The following is an 18,743-nucleotide window of genomic DNA, read 5'->3' as shown; positions in this document are numbered from 1 at the left end:
ATTCATGAGCGAGGAACTGCGGACCCTGAGTGCGCTGGAATTGAAGAAGGCGTTCGAACGCCGGGAGCTGTCACCGGTGGAGGTGGCGGCGGATCTGCTCGATCATGTGCAGCATCACGACCACGCTATCAACGCCTGGTGCCTGATCGACCGTGACACCACGCTGGAGATCGCCAGGGCGTCGGAACAACGCTACATGAAAGGCGAGGTCCAGGGATTGCTGGACGGCATTCCGGTGGCGGTGAAGGATGTGTTCTTGACGCCCATGTGGCCCACGCTGAAAGGCTCCCGCACCATCGACGGGGCGAGCACGCTGAATAAGCGCTCGCCGGCCACCGCGGCGCTGGAGCGCCACGGTTACGTGCCGCTGGGCAAGACCACCACCCCGGAGTTCGGCTGGAAAGGGGTCACCGACAGCCCGGCGTGCGGCCCCACCAACAATCCCTGGGACCCTTCCAAAACCGCCGGCGGCTCCAGCGGCGGGTCCGCCGCGGCGGTGTCCGCCTGCATGGCGCCCCTGGCCCTGGGCACCGACGCCGGTGGCTCGATCCGTATTCCGGCCGGGTTCTGCGGCATCGTCGGCCACAAGCCCACCTTCGGTGAAGTGCCGCACTGGCCGGCCAGCCCGTTCGGCACTCTGGCCCACGCCGGCCCGATGACCCGCACCGTGGCCGACGCCGCGCTGATGATGCAGGTGCTCTGCGAAACCGACCCGCGCGATTCCCAGGCGGCGCCACGGCGCGGCACCGATTATCTGGGTGCCCTGGAGGGCGACCTGTCCGGGCTGCGCATCGCCTACAGCAATAACCTGGGTTACGTGGACGTGGACCCGGACATCGAACGGGCCTGCGCCGCCGCCGTGGAGGTGTTCCGCGACCTGGGCGCCACCGTGGTGGAAGTGGACCCGGGCTTCAGCAACCCGCTGGCCGCCTTCGGCCACCTGTTCTACGGCGGCGCCGCCAACGCCTGCCGCGACCTGACGCCGCGCCAGCGCGAACAGATGGACCCGGGCCTGATGCAGGTGGTGGCCAAGGCCGAGCGCCTGTCCATGCTCGACTACCTGGCGGCGGTGAACGAACGCATGGCGCTCTCGGAGCGGATGGCGGTGTTCCATCAGAAGTACGATCTGCTGATCACCCCGACCCTGCCGATCACCGCCTTCGAGACCAACCGGGAGGTGCCGCCGGACTGGCCCAACACCCGCTGGCCCACCTGGACGCCGTTCACCTACCCTTTCAACATGACCGGCCAGCCGGCGCTGTCCGTGCCACTGGGACTGGCCGGCGACGGCCTGCCCATGGGGCTGCAGATCGTCGGCCGCCGCTTCGCGGACGAACAGGTGCTCAAGGCCGGGCATTTGTTCGAACAGCTCCGTCCTTTCACCGACCGTCCATCGCTGGCTCTGGCCGGCGCAACCGCATGAACCGTCTTTAACAAGGGAGCGGTGATATGAGCAGCATCAACCTGGACACGGACTTTTACGAAACCGAAGACCCGATCTGGAACCCGGCCCTGCTGACCATCCCGGTGCCCGGCATCCGCCGCATGGTGAACCTGGCGTCGACCATGGAGGACGTGATCCATTTGTCCATCGGGCAGCCGGACCTGAAGCCGCCGGAGCATGTGGTGGAAGCGGCGGTGAACGCCCTGCACGCGGGCCAGACCGGCTACACCATGGACGCCGGCCTGCCCGAGCTGCTGGAAGCCCTGGCGGAATACTACGGGGAACGCTACAACCGCACCCTGGTGCCGGAAAACATTATGATCACCACCGGCGCCACCGAGGCGCTGTACCTGGCGCTCACCGCCACCTCGGCGCCGGGCCGGGAGTTCATCGTGCCGGAGCCCTCGTTCATGCTCTACGCGCCGCTGATCCGCATGAACGGCGGCGTGGTGAAATCGATCCCCACCCATGCGGAGAACCAGCACCAGCTGGACCCGCAGGAAGTGATCGACGCCATCGGCCCGAACACCTACGCCATCGTGCTCAACTCGCCGAGCAACCCCACCGGCACCATCTATCCCCGCGACACCGTGGAAGCGATCGTGCAGGAAGCGGCCTACCGGGGCGTGTACGTGATCAGCGACGAGGTCTACGACCATCTGGTGTACGACGGCAAGGAGTACCCGAGCGTGCTGTCCTGCTGCTCGGACCTGGACCATGTGATGGTGATCTCCAGCTTCTCGAAAACCTTCAGCATGGCGGGCATGCGCATCGGCTGGTTGATGGCCAGCCAGGGCGCGATCAAGAAATTGCGCCGCTACCACATGTTCACCACCACCGTGGCCAACACGCCCTGCCAATGGGCCGGGGTGGCGGCGCTGCGCGGCGAGCGCACCTTCATCGACAACATGCTGGTGGAGTACCAGCGCCGCCGCGACCGGCTGGTGGACCTGGTGAAGGCCACACCACACCTTACCGGTTACCGGCCGGACGGCGCCTTCTACCTGTTCCCGTCGCTGCCGGAAGGCGTCAACGGCGGCAACGTGGCGCTCAAACTGCTGCGCGAAACCGGCGTCTGCACGGTCGCCGGGGAAACCTTCGGCGACAGCTGCAGCAACGCCCTGCGCATCAGCTACTCCACCTCCCTGGACCAGATCGAAGCCGCCTTCGAACGCATCATCCCCTGGATGGAAAAACAAGACTGGTGAAGAGCAATGGACAGTTGATAGTTGACAGTTGATAGCTGAAAAACAAAAAAAGGCCGTGCCAGCGTTCATTCGCGGGCACGGCCTTTTTCGTGATGACAACGCTCGACGCGTCGTTTAGCTATCAACTATCAACTGTCCACTATCAACTGCTTTTAGGGCATTTCGTCGATTTCTTCTTTTTCGACGACCAGGAAGTCTTCCTTGGTGACGTTGAGGGTGAAGATCAGGTTGGCGACCACGTAGATGGACGAGTAGGTACCCACGACGATGCCCACCAGCAAGGCTTCCGAGAACGAGCGCATCACTTCGCCGCCGAAGAAGAACAGCGCCAGCAGCACCAGGGCGGTGGTCACGGAGGTGTTGATGGTGCGGTTGAGCATTTCGTTGATGGCGTCGTTGACGATTTTTTCCGGGTCGGTTTCCCGGGTGTTGCGGAAGTTCTCGCGTATCCGGTCAGCGACCACGATGGAGTCGTTCAGCGAGTAGCCGATCAGGGCCAGGATCGCCGCCAGCACGGTCAGATCGAAGTGCCACTGCAGCAGGGAGAACAGGCCCAGCACGATGATCACGTCGTGCAGCAGCGCGGCCACGGTGGCGACCCCGAACTTGTTGGTGAACCGGAACCACACATAGACCAGCATCAGGCCCAGCGCCATCAGCATGGCGAGGCCGGACTGGTCACGCAGCTCGTCGCCCACCTGGGGGCCGACGAACTCCACCTTGAGCAGCTCCAGGTTGTCGATCTCGGCGTTCACCGCCTCGAACACCATGCCGCCCACCTGGTCGGCTTCCACGCCTTCGGTGGGCGCCACGCGGATGCTGACTTCCCGGGCGGAGCCGTACTGCTGAACAATGGCGTCGCTGAAGCCGCGCTCGGCGACGGCGCCGCGCACCTGGTCGAGGTCCAGATCCTGCTCGCTCTTCACCACCACCGAGGTGCCGCCGGTGAAGTCCAGGCCCAGGTTCAGGCCGCGGGTGGCGAGCAGCGCGATGGAGATCACCACCAGGGCGATCGACAGTATGCCGAGCACCTTGCGCGGCGCCATGAAGTTGATGTGCTTCGCGGGAGCCTTACTCATAACCGCCTCAGATACTCAGTTTGGCCGGCGCGCGGGCGCCCCGGCCGTAGGTCATTTCCACCAGCGCGCGGGTACCGATGATGGCCGTGAACATGGAGGACAGAATGCCGATGAACAGCGTCACCGCGAAGCCCTGCACGGAGCCGGTGCCCGCGGAGAACAGGATCACCGCCACGATCATGGTGGTGATGTTGGCGTCCAGAATGGTGGTGAAGGCGCGGCCGTAGCCCTCTTCGATCGCCTCGCGCGGACGCCGGCCGTTACGCAGCTCCTCGCGGATACGCTCGTAGATCAGCACGTTGGCGTCCACCGCCATGCCCACGGTCAACACGATACCGGCGATGCCCGGCAGGGTGAGCGTGGCGCCGGGGATCAACGACATCACGCCGACGATGATCACCAGGTTGCCGAGCAGCGCCACATTGGCGAACAGGCCGAACACCTTGTACCAGATCACCATGAACAGCAGCACCAGGGCCATGCCCAGCGCCATCGACTTGAGGCCGGCCTCGATATTTTCCTGGCCCAGGCTGGGGCCGATGGTGCGCTCTTCAACGATGGTCACCGGCGCCGCCAGGGAACCGGCGCGCAGCAGCAGGGCCAGCTCCGAGGCTTCCGCCGGGCTGTCCAGACCGGTGATCCGGAAGCGGCTGCCCAGGGTGTCCTGGATGGTGGCCACGTTGATCACGTACTGGTCGGTGGTGCTTTCCGGCACCTGACGGCGCTCGCCGTCCTCGTCCTCGACGGTTTTCATCACCGTCTTGGTCTCGATGAACAGCACCGACATGGGGTTGCCCACGTTCTTGCTGGTCACCCGCTGCATGCTGCGCGCGCCGGTGGAGTCCAGCTCCACGTTCACCTGGGGCGTGCCGCTTTGCTGGTCGAAGCCCATCTGCGCGTTGGTGACCTGATCACCGGTGGCGATCTTGGATTTCTCCAGAATCACCGGCCGGTCGTTCTGGGATTTGAACGGGAAAATCTCGGTGCCCGGCGGCGCGATGCCGGTGCTGGCCCGGCTGGAGGAGTACTGGTCGGCGACCAGACGGAATTCCAGGGTCGCGGTGCGGCCGAGAATACGGCGCGCCTGGGAGGCGTCCTGCACACCGGGCAGCTGCACCACGATGCGGTCGGCGCCCTGGCGCTGCACCACCGCGTTGCCCACGCCCAGCTCGTTGACCCGGTTGTTCAGCGCGGTGCGGTTCTGGTCGACGGCGTAATCCTGCAGCTCATCCAGCGTGCTCTGGTTCAGCGTCAGGGTCAGCCGGGGCCGTTCCTCGGACTGGTCCAGGGTGAACTCCGGCAGCGCGGTGCGCAGCGGCGCCCGCGCCGCGTCGGCGGCGATCTGGTCGTCCAGGGTGATGACCAGCTTCTGGCCTTCGATGTCCACGCTGCGGTAGCGGATGCCCTCGTTGCGCAGCGTTAGCTTGGCCTGGCCGGACCAGGCGTCCATGCGCTGCTCGATCACCGTGGCCATGTCCACCTGCAGCAGGAAGTGCACCCCGCCACGCAGGTCCAGGCCCAGGTTCATGGGCGAGGCGCCCACCGCGCGCAGCCAGTCCGGCGTGGTGGGGGCCAGATTAAGCGCCACCACGTACTCTTCGCCGAGCAGGCTGGAAATACGCTCGCGGGCCCGCAGCTGCGCGTCCGTGCTCTCCAGGCGCACCATCCAGGAATTGTTGATGGTTTCGCCTTCGCCGTGTTCGATGCCGGCGTCGTCGAGGGCGCCCAGCACCCGGTCGCGAACCGGCACCGGCACCTGGCCGCCGGCGTCGTTGGCACTGATCTGAATGGCCGGAACGTCCGGATAAAGATTGGGCAGCGCATAGAGGCCGCACCCCAATAGCACGGCCAGGAGCAGGAAAAATTTCCAGCGCGGATAGCGGGTCATAATGGTCTTCCGGTTCGGCCGGCGAGGACTTATATGGATTTAATGGTGCCTTTGGGCAACGTGGCCTGGACACTCTGTTTCTGCAGTTTGATCTCGAGGTTGCCGCTGATTTCCAGTACCACGAAATCGTCGGTGACCTTGGTCACCCGGCCGAGAATGCCGCCGCTGGTGATCACTTCGTCGCCTTTGTTCAGGCTCTGGACCAGATTCTTGTGTTCCTTGGCGCGCTTTTGCTGCGGACGGATCAGGAAGAAGTAGAACACCGCTACCATTACCACCAGCATGATCAGCTCGATACCGCCGCCGCCAGGAGCGGCCCCACCGGTTTGAGCGTGCGCGGGTGAAATCAACCAGTTCATGACGTTACTCCACGTTATCGTCGTTAAATCGCGGGTACGGGACGGCCCAAAGCCGCGTAGAAGTCGCTAATAAAGGCGCTCAATGTACCCGCTTCGATAGCCCCCCGCAATCCGGCCATCAGCCGCTGGTAATGGCGCAGATTGTGGATGGTATTGAGTTGCGCGCCGAGCATCTCGTTGCAGCGATCCAGATGGTGCAGATAGCTGCGCGAAAAATGCCGGCAGGTATAGCAATCACAGTTTTCGTCCAGCGGCCCCAGGTCATGCCGGTGCCGGGCGTTGCGGATCTTGAGCACGCCTTCGCCGACGAAAATATGGCCGTTGCGCGCGTTGCGCGTGGGCATCACGCAGTCAAACATATCCACGCCGCGCCGCACCGCTTCGACAATGTCCTCGGGCCGCCCTACCCCCATCAGATATCGGGGCCGGTCCTCGGGCATGTGCGGGGTCAGCGCGCCCAGGGTGCGCAGCATCTCTTCCTGGGGCTCGCCCACGCTCAGGCCGCCCACCGCATAGCCGTCGAAGCCGATATCCACCAGCCCGTCCAGCGATTCGCGGCGCAGGGCGTCGTACATGCCCCCCTGTACGATGCCGAAACAGGCCGCATCGTTCCCCAGATCGTCGAAATGGGCCTGCTTGGAGCGTTTCGCCCAGCGCAGGGATAGGCGCATGGAGTCGGCGGCCTCGGTCTCGGTGGCCGGGTACGGCGTGCATTCGTCGAAAATCATGCAGATGTCGCTGTCCAGATCCGCCTGCACGCGCATGGCGATTTCCGGATTGAGCTCAATGCGGTCGCCGTTGATCGGGCTCTGGAATACCACGCCCTGCTCGGAAATCTTGCGCATCTCGCCCAGGCTGAACACCTGGAAGCCGCCGGAATCGGTGAGGATCGGCCGCTGCCACTGCATGAAGCCGTGCAGCCCGCCGTGGGCGCCGATCACTTCGGTGCCGGGGCGCAGCATCAAATGGAAGGTATTGCCGAGGCAGATCTCCGCGCCGATGTCTTCCAGGTCCCGGGGCAGCATGCCCTTGACCGTGCCGTAGGTGCCCACCGGCATGAACGCCGGGGTTTCCACACTGCCGCGCGGGAAGGTCAGCCGCCCGCGCCGGGCGGCGCCGTCACTGGCCAGGTGCTGGAAGGTCATTCGGGACATGACAAGCCTCGCTGCGCGTCGGGCGCTCTTTCAATGAACATGGCGTCGCCGTAACTGAAGAAGCGGTAGCGTTCACGGATCGCCTCCTCATACGCCGCCAGCACCCGCTCACGGCCGGCGAAGGCGCTCACCAGCATCAACAGCGTGGAACGCGGCAAATGGAAGTTGGTGACCAGCGCGTCCACCTGGCGGAACCGATAGCCCGGATAAATAAAGATGTCGGTTTCCGATTCACCGGCCTCCAGCGCGCCGCCGGCGGAGGCCGCCTCCAGGGTGCGCAGGGCGGTGGTGCCCACCGCCACCACCCGACCGCCGCGGGCGCGGGTGGCGGCGACCTGATCCACCAGGGTGGGCTCGACGCGGAACCGTTCGCTGTGCATGGGGTGGTCCTCGACCCTCTCCACGCGCACCGGCTGGAAGGTGCCGGCCCCCACGTGCAGGGTCACGAAGCCGGTTTCCACCCCCATTGCCTGCAGATGCTCCAGCATCGGCTGGTCGAAGTGCAGGCCGGCGGTGGGCGCCGCCACGGCACCGGGCTCGCGGGCATACACGGTCTGGTAGCGCTCCTGGTCCGCGCCCTCGTCGGGGCGGTCGATGTAGGGCGGCAGCGGCACATGGCCGATGCGTTCCAGCGCCTCCAGAGCGGTCTCGCAGCCCGTGAAATCCAGCTCGAACAGCTCACCACGGCGGCCCTCGACCCGGGCGCCGATGCCCTGCTCGAACACCAGCCCGGTGTCCGGCTTGGGCGACTTGGAGGCGCGCACATGGGCCAGCGCCCGGGTGCCCTCCAGCAGCCGCTCGATCAGCACTTCCACCCGGCCGCCGGAGCTTTTGTGGCCGAACAGGCGGGCCGGAATCACCCGGGTGTCATTGAACACCAGCAGGTCGCCGGGGCGCAGATGGTCGGCCAGATCGGGAAACCGCTGGTGTTGCAGAGCGTCCAGGGTGAGCGCCAGCAGGCGGGCGTCGCGGCGCCGCTCCGGGGGATGCCGGGCGATCAGCGCTTCCGGCAGGTCAAAATCAAAGTCGTCGACTCTCACGCGGTTATTCCTCCACCCCGGTCAGACCGCCTTGGCGCCCTTGGGCAACACCACGGTGGCGGTGAGCGACAGGCGGTCATGCAGGGTCTGGTGCGGGTGCACCAGCACCACCAGATAGCCGGCGCCGAGGGTCAGCCAGGACAGCCCGGCGGCGGCGAAACGGGCCACCGTCTGCCAGAAACGCATGGGGCCGCCCCGGTAGTCGCGCACCTGCAGGCGCCAGGCGCGCATGCCGAGGGTCTGGCCGCCGTGCAGCCAGAACCAGGCGTAAAAGGCCCAGGTTTCCAGGATCAGCAGCGGGAACAGCACGCCGCGCAGCACCATCGGGTCGGCGCGGGTGACGCCGTTGATGTCCTGCACCGGCAGGCCGGTATGGTTATAGAGAAGCACGAACAGGCCGGCGCTGACGAACCACAGGGCGATCACCAGGAAGCCGTCGTAAACCAGGGCCATAAAGCGTTTGAGCAAACCGGCGGGTTTGGCGTCTTCAATCATGGGGGCTCCGACGGGCGGACCAGCGTCTGGCGACGAACGGATACGGAATAAAAAGCCCGCGTTTAGCGGGAGCTTCGTTTCATGCTGGGTAGCAGAGCGGGACTTGGCCCAATGCGCGAGTGTAGCAGAAACCGATTCAAAACCGCCAATGATCCGCCACCGGGCGCCTCTTGCCCAGACCCACTTCTGGCGAACTTTCTGTCGTGATCAATCCAAAGACCGCGCCTTGCCGGAGCGGGGTTCACCGAGGCGCCGATGCTCCGGGGCCTGACGTTAGAGCCATAGGGGCGCCGATCAACCGTATTCAGTCCGCACATCGTGCCGGCGCTCCTTTAGCACCGCGTCCCGGATCATGCGCCAGACAAAATCACCTATCTCCTCTAGCGTGTAGCGACCATCGTCGCTAAACCAGGTGGCTACCCAGTTGAGCGCGCCGAGGCCTATAAGCCGCAGCAAATCAAGATCCACTTCCTTTCGAATTACCCCTTTCTCCGCCAGTGACTTGAGCATAGTCGCCCAGAGGGACTCATAACGGTCGCGCAACTTGATCATCTCCTTACGTGCCTCGCCGCGCAGAGAACGCCACTCAAACAACAGTACATAGACCATGTCCGAGCCGCTGACCAGCATCTGAAGGTGCGCATTGATGCCTCTACGCAACTGCTCCACGGGTTCCGCCGCACCGGCCACGGCTTCGGAGACAGCAGTCGAGGTTTGCTCCAAACCAAGGCGCATCAGATCAACAAGAATATCCTCCTTGGCCTGATACCGGTAATGAAGGCTGCCGGGCAGCAAATTACACGCTTTTGCGATTTCTTTCACCGTGGTCCGGTCATAGCCCTGCTCACGAAACAGTCGAGCGGCGGATGTCAATACAAACTGACGATCAGACCGGGCCGGACCGGCCGGGCGCTTTTTTCTCATGGTTTTTCTCCTCCGGCCTCGGGGTACGGCGCGAATCCGAATTGCGAGAGTCCATTGCCTGCGTCAGACCGACGACTTCCCCGTAATGGCTCGTCACGCCGAAGATCCGCGCGGCCCGCTGATTTTCTCACAAGTCATCGGCTAAGCACCACCGGCCTTGGTCAGCTGGCCAGGGAGGAGGTCCGGGCCGTGTACGGTCTGCGTCGCACCGAATGCCGATGCTGCTTCGGTATCATGCCTTATACCAACGATTTCAATTCGGTGCTCGGATCTTTCAATGCTTCAACATCGACGTCCTTGCCTTGATATACAAGCTTCTTCCCGACCATGAAGGCCATGGGCAGATTTACCGCGTCAACGGCCACCAGCCGGCTTCCGCGTAAATAGAATACCACAAACGCTTCATCCGAGGGATCACCGCGAACCACCCGCTGATCGTGGTTTTGAGATAACCCCACCATTTGTAAGCGTACGTTAAACTGGTTCGACCAGAACCACGGCACGCTTGTGTAGGGCACGCGCTCACCCATAAGCGTCGCCGCCGCAGTACGAGCCTGATCGACGGCATTCGCCACGGACTCAAGTCGTTGCATCTTTTCAAATAACAGATTCCGGTGGCGGGTACAGTCGCCGATCGCCAGGACAGCGGGATCCGCGGTACGAGTAAACTCGTCAACGACAATACCGTCATCACAGGGCAAGCCCGCGGCCTCGGCTAGAGCGGTTTCCGGAAGAACACCGATGGAAACAAGCACGATATCGGCCGGCACGATACCGCCGTTCGCCAATCTCACGCCCGTCACACAACCTTGCTCTCCCGCTTCGAAGCCGGTAACCGCGGTGTTCAAACGTACGTCCACGCCGGCGTCAGTATGCTTGGCGTAAAAGAATGCGGACATTTCCGGCCCAGTAACCCGTTGCATAAGCCGATCAGCGGCTTCCAGTACGGTGACATCGACGCCGCTCTTGTTTGCGCTGGCGGCGACCTCGAGACCGATATAGCCGCCACCCACGATGACCAAACGTTTCCCTGCAACTAATTGTTGGCGCAAGTTATCCGCATCGGCTATATCATGCAAATAGTGAATGCCTTTCAAGTCCGCTCCCGGCGCATTCAAACGCCGAACACGCGATCCCGTGGCCAGGACAAGTTGATCGTATTTCAAGGTGCTCTGGTCCGACAACCGGATGATTTTGTTGTTTCGATCGATTTGCACGACTCGCACACCGAGCCGCAACTGATGACCCGCCTTTTCATATATTGAACTTGGCTTCAAATACAGTGAACCCTGATCAACTTCGCCTGTCAGGTAATTCTTGGACAGAGGCGGGCGCTGATAGGGTGGGTGGGGCTCTTCGCCCACCAGAATCACTTTATGCTGATATTTCTTTTGCAACAGTGTTGTCAAAAGCGCTCCCGCCGCGTGCCCGCCGCCAACGATGACCGTCGTTTGTTTCTGATTGTTCGTCATAGCCTATCTCTTTTCTACTGTGCCTTGGGGTCCGATTTCACGATTACAAACGCCATGGGGACGAGCACGCCGCACTCAATACCGCGATCGGCCGCGGGAAACCTTGAAATCCTCGAGAATCATCTCGGCCCCCTTCTCGCCAATCATGGTCGCCGGCTGATGAGTATTTCCGCCCACCAGGGTCGGCATAACGGAAGCATCAACCACCCGCAGGGACCGGAGGCCATGCACGCGCAGTCGGGGATCGACCACCGCCATTGGATCCAACCCCATCTTACAGGTACCTACAGGGTGGTAGGCCGACTCGCCGCTACGCCTCACCCATCTGGCGAGGTCTTCGTCACTGCGCAGCGTCGGTCCCGGCGATATCTCGACCTCGTGGTGAGACGCGAAAGCCGGCTGCTCCAGAATCCTGCGGACTAAACGCACCCCCCGAACGAGTCTCTCGACATCGGCGGGCTCAGCCATATAATTGGGGTCTATCAGCGGTGCCGCGAAGGGATCGGCACTGTGCAAACCGACGTGGCCGCGCGACAAAGGCCGGAGCCCATAAATCATCACGATGTAACCATAACCGCTCATCGCGGTCTTCATATCCCGCCCGTGATCAGCGTACAGCATCGGCCCGAAATGCAGTTGCAAGTCGGGGATCGGCTCTTCCGCACGGGAACGAATAAACCCACCGGCCTCGGCGCCGTTACTCGACAGTAAACCGCGACGACCGCTCAGATACTGCAGCAGGGCCCGAAGGCCCTTGAACCAGTAGCTCGGATGCATGGAAATGCTCTGGCGGTCGCGCGCTCTAACACGCACGAACACGTCGATGTGATCCTGCAGATTCCGTCCCACGCCCTCCAGCTCATGACGCAATTCAATCCCGTGCCGGGACAGTTCACCGCGCGGCCCGATTCCAGAAAGCATCAGCAGCTGCGGAGAATTAAACGCGCCGCCGCAGAGAACTACTTCGCGCCGGGCACGGACCTGAGCCAGCCCCTTCCCGCTCCGATATTCGACACCGGTGGCATGGCCGCCCTGGAGCAACACACGCGTGACGTGCGCTCCGCTGCGGACAGTCAGGTTGGACCGAAACGCCGCGGGTTCGAGATAGGCACGCGCATTGCTACAGCGCGCGCCGTCCTTCTGATAAACATAGTAGTAGCCCACGCCTTCCTGTTCACGTCCGTTGAAATCCGGGTTGCGCCGGTGGCCCGCCTGCATCGCCGCCTTGACGAACGCCGTGCTTAGCGGATTGGTATAGCGGCGCTCGGCAACATTAAGCGGGCCACCCCGACCATGAAACGCCGTTTCAAGAGCCGCCAACTCCGGCTCGAAATGTTCGGATCTTCGGAAGTAAGGCAACACATCGGCATACGACCACCCCTCGCAACCGAGCCGTGCCCACTCGTCGTAGTCCCGGGCATGTCCGCGAATGTAGACCTGCGCGTTCATGCCGCTGGACCCGCCGACCATCTTGCCTCGTGGCTGATATAAGGCACGGCCATACATGTGCCGTTGCGGCTCGGTATTGAACTGCCAGTTAACGCGACGACTGAAGATCAGCTGCAGAAAGCCCAGCGGCATATTCACGAACGGATTGCGGCGACTCTCCGGACCGGCCTCAAGCAACAGCACCGAATGGCGGCCGCATTCGGATAGACGGTTGGCGACGACGCATCCGGCCGAGCCCGCCCCAACCACGACATAATCGAACTGTTCGGATGACATCGGCTCCGGACGTGAATTCAATTTTTTGCGGTCAACTTGACCATTAGCTTGGAATAGCCCCGCACAAAGTTGGACTGCACACGCTCGGGCTCACCCACGACCTCTATGTTATCAAAGCGCTTGAGTAACTCTTCCCACAAAATCCGCAATTGCAACTCAGCCAGACGGTTGCCCATGCAACGGTGAATGCCGTAGCCAAAGGAAATATGATTCCGCGCGTCCTTTCGATCAATAATAAGCTGGTCGGGATTTTCGAACTTTCGTTCGTCTCTATTACCGGAGGCATACCACATCAACACGCGGTCCCCTTTCTTAATGGTCTGACCACGCAGCTCCACGTCCTGCGTGGCAACCCGGCGCATGTGCGCGAGTGGAGTTTGCCAGCGGATAATTTCCGAAACCATGTTCGGAATCAATTCCGGGTTTTTCTTCAGCTTGATGAATTCCTCGGGGAACTGATTCAGGGCCAGCACACCGCCGCTCATGGAGTTGCGGGTGGTGTCATTGCCGCCAACAATCAGCAGCGCCAGGTTGCCGATAAACTCCATCGGACGGTTAATCAAATCCCGGGTATCCTCGTTACTCTGTAGCATGCTGATCAAGTCGAAACCCGGAGGCTCGCCAGCCTTGCGTCGTGCCTCCTTGTCTCGCCAAAGCCTCGAGAATGACCAGGCCATGTCCGCGGCATCGTCAAACATGATGTCTTCGTCGGTAAACTCGCCACCAGTCGCCGAAGATGCTCCGGACAGTCGGTCCGACCAATCAACCAGCTTGTGACGCTGCTCGTAAGGGAAATCCAGCAACGTTGCCAACATACGCCCGGTCAACTCCTTGGACACTGCCGGCACCCAGTTGAAAGCCTTGTCCAGGGGCAGACTGTCGAGCACCTCGGCGGCGCGCTGCCGGATCAGCCCCTCCATTTCCTTGAGATTCTGGGGTGCCACCACACCTTGGACCGCCCGGCGTTGCACATCATGTTTTGGCGGATCCATGGCGATAAACATTTCCACCGACAACCCTTCCGGAGGATCACCCAGAATGATTTGTGGCTCGGAGGAAAAGAGCTCGTGATTCTTATCGACGAACAAAATGTCTTCATAGCGTGTCACCGACCAGAATGGCCCGAACTGGCTGCTTTTCTGGAAGTGCACCGGTGCCTCATCACGTAACCGCTTGAAATAGGCACCCCACTGATCTTGCCGATACAGAAAAGGGTTGCTGGTGTCAATATCCTCAAGTGCCAGGGTATTGACGTCAGGCACGGGCTGTTCGAGAAACTTGACCTGTGGGCGTGTTGACCCCAGTGCCTTTTTCTTCGCTTTCATCAGAGATTTGAGTGCCTTGATCTGTAAGTGCATAGGCACCAATCTCGATGTGGCATTAATCATCTTTGTTTGCATGGCATCGTTCGTGCCTGACTTGGTTGACATGGTGACCTCCCGCTACATCTGAAATTCAGGCAACAGAACGGTCATACCGTCCATCGCCTCAGTGGTTCGAATCTGACAGCCCAGCCGAGAAGTTTCTGCCCGCTCCGGAGTCATGGACAACATCTGCTCTTCAGCATCATTTATTTCCCCGGTCTTTCCGAACCATTCATCGGTCACTATCACGTGGCAGGTGCCGCAGGCGCATTCCCCACCGCAGTCTCCGTCGATGCCGGGCACAGCGTTATTAACAGCAACCTGCATCAGCGAGGAACCAGATTCAAACTCGGCAATGTGCTCGGTACTGTCATGCTCAATGAACGTAATCTTACCCAAGACCTTTCTCCAGCAAGTAACTTAATGACTGCATCGTGGTTGTTGATTCGCTTGCCGGGGAGGTCATTTATTGACACACTGGGGTCATTTAAAGACAGGCATGCCTATCAACGGACCGTATCAATGACACAGCAGAAGGGTGAACCGAAAGCTTCGGAAGGCGGCATTCCGTCGAACTATTCACGACTTATTGCCCGCGAGCTGGACTTAACCGTCAGCCAGCTACCCTCGTTGCTGCAAGGTACCGGTCTCGGTATCGCGCAATTTCTGGGCGAGGACAGTCTGCTCACGCCAGCTCACCAGGTGCGGATTTTACGCAATGCACTGGCGTTGTCGGGCCAGTTTGAGTTCGGCTTACGGCTGGGTAAGCGTCTGACCCCGGCGACCCACGGCGCCATCGGTTTTGCCGCCTCGAGCAGTCCGGACCTGCTCACCGCGCTACAGGCGATTCAGACATTCCTACCTACTCGCGCAAGCATCGTCGAGCTACACCTGCAGGAAGCTGAAGAACACCTGGAATGCCGACTGGACTTCCAAGTGCCGCTGGACGCGGATATCGAGCGTTGCCTGGCGGATACCATGATCGTGGTGCTGCTTGAATTCGGCGAGTTCGTTGTCGGTCGCCCACTACATGAGGCTGAAATTTGTTTTACCCACCGGACACCTGAGTACCACGCGATGTACTCGGACTACTTGCCCGGTCGCATTCGTTTTGGCTCCGATAAGTTCACACTAAAACTGCCGATGGCACTGTGCCTGGAACCGAACGCCTCCGCCAATCATGAAAATTACCGCCTGGCTCTTGAGCAATGTGAATCAATGCTTGCCGAGCTTCAGAACCACAAGCCCAGCTACCAGACCCGGCTTAAGAAGATGATGCTATCGAGACCCCCCGGTTCGCTCAGCGAAGACGAAGCAGCAGCCTCCCTTTTCATGAGCAAACGCACTCTCGCTCGCAAGCTCAAGGAGGAAAACAGTAGTTTTAGGAAAATTCGTGACGAAATCCTATCCCGGCAAGCGATCAGCTACCTGTGTGACAGCAAGCTTTCGATCGAAGCCATCGCCGCGTTGATGAACTATCATGACGGAGCCAATTTCAGGCGTGCCTTCAAGCGCTGGTTCGGTCTTTCGCCCGATCAGTACCGGCAGCACGCCGGTTCCCGGCACACTCTACCCCCTGCCCCCTAGTGGTCCGGTACCACGCTCCGGCATTCCGTTTCCTTTCTTTTGTACCGTATCTCGACCGGCCTTTCCCGCCGGTCTGACGCGATCTGTTTCCCGGCGCGCGAAGATATCCACTGACTGCTTTTTTCGGGCCTTGACATTTGGTCAATCGCCCAAATAAAGTGACTCAACAGTCGAACTACTCAGGAGGTCGACATGGTGATCGCGAGCCGCAAGATTGGTTACGATGAAGTCGAACACAGGGATTTGAATTTCGGCATGAGCCCGGAGACGGTGCCGCGCCACTGGTTCAACAACGATCCGTGGATCACTCACTGGATGAACGCGATCCTGGCCGCGGTGCCGGACGGCGAGCGCTGGGTCATGCAGGCCACGAGTAAGCAACTCGAGAATCTTCACGATCCGTCAGTGCGCAAAGCCGCGATCAGCTTTATTCGACAGGAACGCTCCCATGCACGGGAGCATGACGCCATGAATGAAGCGATGGTCGCGCACGGCATTCCAATAGACCGGGCGGAGGCCGTGTTCAAGGCGATCAGAAAGCCCCTTCAACGCTACCTGGGCGGCGCCACCCAGTGCGCCATGGCCGCGAACTTCGAGCATTTCACGGCCGTGATTTCCCAGGTAATGCTCGATCATCCGGAACTGTGGGACGATACCAGGCAGGAAGTCGCCGCCATGCTGTTCTGGCACTTCGTGGAGGAGACGGAGCACAAGTCAGTCAGCTTCGACGTGTTCGGAGAGGTAAGCGGGGGCGGCGTCCGCGCTTACGCAATCCGCATGGCGACGCTCGCTCTGGGTACAGCCCTTTTCCTGCCTCTGGTGCACGGTAACTGGCTGTATTTCCTCTGGAAAGATCGGCAGCTCACGAACATCCCCTCGGCACTGCGCGCCATTAAGTGGTTGTACTTCGCACCTGGAATCTTCACCCGAGCTTTTGTGATCGATACGCTGCCTTTTCTCTCCCCCCGCTTCCATCCATGGGACGCCGATAACCGGGAAGTCATCCACGCCTGGAAGCGCGCCTACGAGGAAACCGGTGATGCCCAGCAGGCTTACCAAGCATTCCGGCAATGGCATGACGATAACAGGCGTGACACAACAGCGGAACGAGTGACGGCGGCGTGAGCGGTGCCAAGCGTAAAACACTGAGACCCTCCGAGGGGGCGGCGGCCCTGGTCACGGGGGCGGGCAGCGGCATCGGCCGCAGCTTCGCCTATGAGATCGTGCGCCGTGGCGGATCAGTGATCTGCGCGGATATAGACCGCCAGCGCGCCGAGCAAACCGCCAGCATACTCTCGGAATTGGGCGAAGGTCGGGCTGTCGCCTACCGCTGCGACGTAGGTAGTGAAAAGCAGATGGCCACGCTCGCCGACAAGGCCGAATCGCTGCTCGGACGGCCAATGACGTTGGTGGTCAATAACGCCGGGGTGGGCGTAGGCGGCCGCATCGGAGAAGTGCCGCTTGGCGATTGGCGCTGGTGCCTCAAAGTCAATCTTTGGGGCGTCATTCATGGTTGTCACTTCTTCGCACCCAAGCTGCGCGCACTGGGCTACGGCGGCATTGTCAACGTGGCTTCGGCCGCCGGTTTCGGCGCGGCGCCGGAGATGAGTGCGTATAACGTGACCAAGTCCGCGGTCCTTTCACTCTCCGAAACTCTGGCGGCCGAGCTGACCGGCACCGGCGTGCATGTTTCGGCCCTGTGTCCCACCGTGGTACCCACCAACATTCTGGACAAGGCGCGCCTGCCCGAGCACCGCGGCGATTTCGCCCATGCCGCCATGCGCAAGTGGACCTTCGCCACCAGCGACCAGGTGGCACGCCGGACCCTGGACGCCCTCGATCGAAAGCAACTTTATGTGGTGCCGCAGTTCGACGGGCGTTTCATGTGGCGGTTCAAGCGCTACGCGCCGCGGCTATACGCTCGCGCGCTGGGCGAGGCGTATCGCCTGGCCGGGGGCTGATATCCGGCAGGAGGCAAATCATGACATCATTCTCGGCAAGAGTTGCCGACCGTGGTTTTCGGCTACTGATGAAACGCGAGCCGGCTAGTCCCGACGAGTTGGTGATGCGGTTACGGCGCATCGCCGCGATGGCCCGCCTGCCGGGCGGGCTGCCGTCCGGAGTCACCGCGCGCAAGACCACCATTGGCAATGAACCGGCCGTACCACCCGGCGTGCCGGCGGTGCGTGTCAGTCCCAGTCAGCCCACGGCCACCGTGCTGTATCTCCACGGTGGCGCCTTTATCAGTGGCCGTTTCCCTACTTATGCTGAGCTTTGCGGGCAGCTGGCCAAGAGACTGAACGCACGCGTGTTCTGGATCGACTACCGCCTAGCGCCGGAGGCGGCCTACCCGGCCGCCCTCGACGATGCCCACCATGCCTACAGGGCGCTGGCCGAGGACTATCCTGACGAGCCGCTGGCCCTGATCGGAGATTCCGCGGGTGGCAACCTCACTCTGGCCACGCTGCTGAGGCTGCGCGATGCGCAGGCCGCCTCGCCCGATTCCTCCCCCCGCATGCCAGCCTGCGCCGTGTCGATCTCACCCGGCGCCGATGCGGTTGGCGATACACCGTCGCGCCAGGCCAACGCGGCCAGCGATGCCATGCTGACTCCACGCATGATCAAGATGGCCACCGATCTGTATCTGGCCGGCCATGATCCCCGGGATCCCTATGTCTCACCGATATACGGCGATTTCCGTGGCCTGCCGCCTCTTATGCTCACTGTGAGCGAATCCGAGGCCCTCCGTGATGATGCCTATCGGGTAGCGCACCGTGCGCGCCAGGCCGGCGTGGCCGTGACCCTGCGCGCCCGCTGGAATATGCCACATGTGTGGCCGGTGTTTCATTCCATGTTGCCGGAGGCGCGCCAGGACGTTACCGAAATAGTCGGCTTTATGCGCCGGCATTTGTCGGCGCCCGTAGCATGCACCCGGGCCGTGGCACGGACGAAACTGCGCCTCGCGCATAGCGGCTAAGCGGCCTGCTAAAAACTGGAAGGAGGA

At 61.8% G+C, this 18,743-nt stretch carries 17 protein-coding genes; 6 read left to right on the top strand and 11 right to left on the bottom strand.

The window, feature by feature from the left end:
- Positions 1-4 precede the first annotated feature (4 nt).
- Together ISO4_RS02480 and ISO4_RS02475 are read left to right on the top strand one after the other, a co-directional pair.
- Positions 5-1,423: an amidase gene (locus tag ISO4_RS02480; RefSeq protein WP_194855033.1), complete on the top strand. Its 1,419-nt coding sequence runs from the start codon at positions 5-7 to the stop codon at positions 1,421-1,423.
- 26 nt (positions 1,424-1,449) lie between these two features.
- The gene (locus tag ISO4_RS02475) at positions 1,450-2,652 is read left to right on the top strand and encodes a pyridoxal phosphate-dependent aminotransferase (RefSeq protein ID WP_194855032.1); all 1,203 of its coding nucleotides are present in this window, start codon (positions 1,450-1,452) and stop codon (positions 2,650-2,652) included.
- A 152-nt stretch (positions 2,653-2,804) separates the two neighbouring features.
- Here ISO4_RS02475 and secF read toward each other — a convergent pair whose 3' ends face one another.
- The 11 genes from secF to ISO4_RS02420 form a co-directional block, all read right to left on the bottom strand.
- Entirely contained in the window at positions 2,805-3,731 is a 927-nt protein-coding gene (gene secF, locus ISO4_RS02470; RefSeq protein ID WP_194855031.1) for a protein translocase subunit SecF, read from the bottom strand.
- A gap of 7 nt (positions 3,732-3,738) precedes the next feature.
- On the bottom strand, positions 3,739-5,619 hold the full coding sequence (gene secD, locus ISO4_RS02465; protein ID WP_194855030.1) for a protein translocase subunit SecD: 1,881 nt from the start codon (positions 5,617-5,619) through the stop codon (positions 3,739-3,741).
- A gap of 29 nt (positions 5,620-5,648) precedes the next feature.
- Positions 5,649-5,978, bottom strand: coding sequence for a preprotein translocase subunit YajC (gene yajC, locus ISO4_RS02460; protein WP_142948983.1), 330 nt, complete (start codon positions 5,976-5,978; stop codon positions 5,649-5,651).
- A 23-nt stretch (positions 5,979-6,001) separates the two neighbouring features.
- A complete protein-coding gene (tgt, locus tag ISO4_RS02455; protein WP_194855117.1) occupies positions 6,002-7,123 on the bottom strand; it encodes a tRNA guanosine(34) transglycosylase Tgt in 1,122 nt (373 codons plus the stop codon).
- Positions 7,120-8,172 (bottom strand): tRNA preQ1(34) S-adenosylmethionine ribosyltransferase-isomerase QueA, encoded by a 1,053-nt coding sequence (queA, locus tag ISO4_RS02450; RefSeq protein WP_194855029.1) that lies wholly within the window; start codon positions 8,170-8,172, stop codon positions 7,120-7,122. The genes tgt and queA overlap by 4 nt, the downstream gene beginning before the upstream one ends.
- 21 nt (positions 8,173-8,193) lie before the next feature.
- Complete coding sequence (locus ISO4_RS02445) at positions 8,194-8,667, bottom strand: RDD family protein (RefSeq protein ID WP_194855028.1); 474 nt, start codon at positions 8,665-8,667, stop codon at positions 8,194-8,196.
- Positions 8,668-8,961: 294 nt separating this feature from the next.
- Positions 8,962-9,591, bottom strand: coding sequence for a TetR/AcrR family transcriptional regulator (locus ISO4_RS02440; protein ID WP_138774250.1), 630 nt, complete (start codon positions 9,589-9,591; stop codon positions 8,962-8,964).
- Between the two features lie 239 nt (positions 9,592-9,830).
- On the bottom strand, positions 9,831-11,063 hold the full coding sequence (locus tag ISO4_RS02435; RefSeq protein ID WP_138774251.1) for an NAD(P)/FAD-dependent oxidoreductase: 1,233 nt from the start codon (positions 11,061-11,063) through the stop codon (positions 9,831-9,833).
- A gap of 75 nt (positions 11,064-11,138) precedes the next feature.
- Positions 11,139-12,788: a GMC family oxidoreductase gene (locus ISO4_RS02430; protein ID WP_138774252.1), complete on the bottom strand. Its 1,650-nt coding sequence runs from the start codon at positions 12,786-12,788 to the stop codon at positions 11,139-11,141.
- A 17-nt stretch (positions 12,789-12,805) separates the two neighbouring features.
- Positions 12,806-14,218 (bottom strand): cytochrome P450, encoded by a 1,413-nt coding sequence (locus ISO4_RS02425; protein WP_116028211.1) that lies wholly within the window; start codon positions 14,216-14,218, stop codon positions 12,806-12,808.
- A 12-nt stretch (positions 14,219-14,230) separates the two neighbouring features.
- Positions 14,231-14,551 (bottom strand): 2Fe-2S iron-sulfur cluster-binding protein, encoded by a 321-nt coding sequence (locus tag ISO4_RS02420; RefSeq protein WP_014994420.1) that lies wholly within the window; start codon positions 14,549-14,551, stop codon positions 14,231-14,233.
- A gap of 123 nt (positions 14,552-14,674) precedes the next feature.
- On the opposite strand from ISO4_RS02420, the gene ISO4_RS02415 reads away from it, so the two are divergent.
- From ISO4_RS02415 to ISO4_RS02400, 4 genes are all read left to right on the top strand, one after another.
- Positions 14,675-15,739: an AraC family transcriptional regulator gene (locus ISO4_RS02415; protein WP_116028212.1), complete on the top strand. Its 1,065-nt coding sequence runs from the start codon at positions 14,675-14,677 to the stop codon at positions 15,737-15,739.
- Between the two features lie 192 nt (positions 15,740-15,931).
- A complete protein-coding gene (locus ISO4_RS02410; protein WP_014994418.1) occupies positions 15,932-16,864 on the top strand; it encodes a metal-dependent hydrolase in 933 nt (310 codons plus the stop codon).
- Positions 16,861-17,700 (top strand): SDR family NAD(P)-dependent oxidoreductase, encoded by an 840-nt coding sequence (locus ISO4_RS02405; RefSeq protein WP_194855027.1) that lies wholly within the window; start codon positions 16,861-16,863, stop codon positions 17,698-17,700. The genes ISO4_RS02410 and ISO4_RS02405 overlap by 4 nt, the downstream gene beginning before the upstream one ends.
- Before the next feature lie 20 nt (positions 17,701-17,720).
- Positions 17,721-18,716 (top strand): alpha/beta hydrolase, encoded by a 996-nt coding sequence (locus ISO4_RS02400; protein ID WP_228234744.1) that lies wholly within the window; start codon positions 17,721-17,723, stop codon positions 18,714-18,716.
- Positions 18,717-18,743 lie beyond the last annotated feature (27 nt).

This window comes from Alloalcanivorax venustensis ISO4 (genome assembly GCF_015356855.1).
GTDB classification, from domain to species: domain Bacteria; phylum Pseudomonadota; class Gammaproteobacteria; order Pseudomonadales; family Alcanivoracaceae; genus Alloalcanivorax; species Alloalcanivorax venustensis.
This window is presented reverse-complemented; position numbering and strand designations above follow the sequence as displayed.

What these genes read in the sequence shown, in the direction of transcription:
- ISO4_RS02480 (WP_194855033.1), top strand. Translation starts at nt 5, where the DNA reads ATGAGCGAGGAACTGCGGACCCTGAGTGCGCTGGAATTGAAGAAGGCG.
- ISO4_RS02445 (WP_194855028.1), bottom strand. Translation starts at nt 8,667, where the DNA reads ATGATTGAAGACGCCAAACCCGCCGGTTTGCTCAAACGCTTTATGGCC.
- ISO4_RS02430 (WP_138774252.1), bottom strand. Translation starts at nt 12,788, where the DNA reads ATGTCATCCGAACAGTTCGATTATGTCGTGGTTGGGGCGGGCTCGGCC.
- secF (WP_194855031.1), bottom strand. Translation starts at nt 3,731, where the DNA reads ATGAGTAAGGCTCCCGCGAAGCACATCAACTTCATGGCGCCGCGCAAG.
- ISO4_RS02410 (WP_014994418.1), top strand. Translation starts at nt 15,932, where the DNA reads ATGGTGATCGCGAGCCGCAAGATTGGTTACGATGAAGTCGAACACAGG.
- ISO4_RS02440 (WP_138774250.1), bottom strand. Translation starts at nt 9,591, where the DNA reads ATGAGAAAAAAGCGCCCGGCCGGTCCGGCCCGGTCTGATCGTCAGTTT.
- tgt (WP_194855117.1), bottom strand. Translation starts at nt 7,123, where the DNA reads ATGACCTTCCAGCACCTGGCCAGTGACGGCGCCGCCCGGCGCGGGCGG.
- ISO4_RS02475 (WP_194855032.1), top strand. Translation starts at nt 1,450, where the DNA reads ATGAGCAGCATCAACCTGGACACGGACTTTTACGAAACCGAAGACCCG.
- yajC (WP_142948983.1), bottom strand. Translation starts at nt 5,978, where the DNA reads ATGAACTGGTTGATTTCACCCGCGCACGCTCAAACCGGTGGGGCCGCT.
- ISO4_RS02400 (WP_228234744.1), top strand. Translation starts at nt 17,721, where the DNA reads ATGACATCATTCTCGGCAAGAGTTGCCGACCGTGGTTTTCGGCTACTG.
- ISO4_RS02425 (WP_116028211.1), bottom strand. Translation starts at nt 14,218, where the DNA reads ATGTCAACCAAGTCAGGCACGAACGATGCCATGCAAACAAAGATGATT.
- ISO4_RS02435 (WP_138774251.1), bottom strand. Translation starts at nt 11,063, where the DNA reads ATGACGAACAATCAGAAACAAACGACGGTCATCGTTGGCGGCGGGCAC.
- secD (WP_194855030.1), bottom strand. Translation starts at nt 5,619, where the DNA reads ATGACCCGCTATCCGCGCTGGAAATTTTTCCTGCTCCTGGCCGTGCTA.
- ISO4_RS02415 (WP_116028212.1), top strand. Translation starts at nt 14,675, where the DNA reads ATGACACAGCAGAAGGGTGAACCGAAAGCTTCGGAAGGCGGCATTCCG.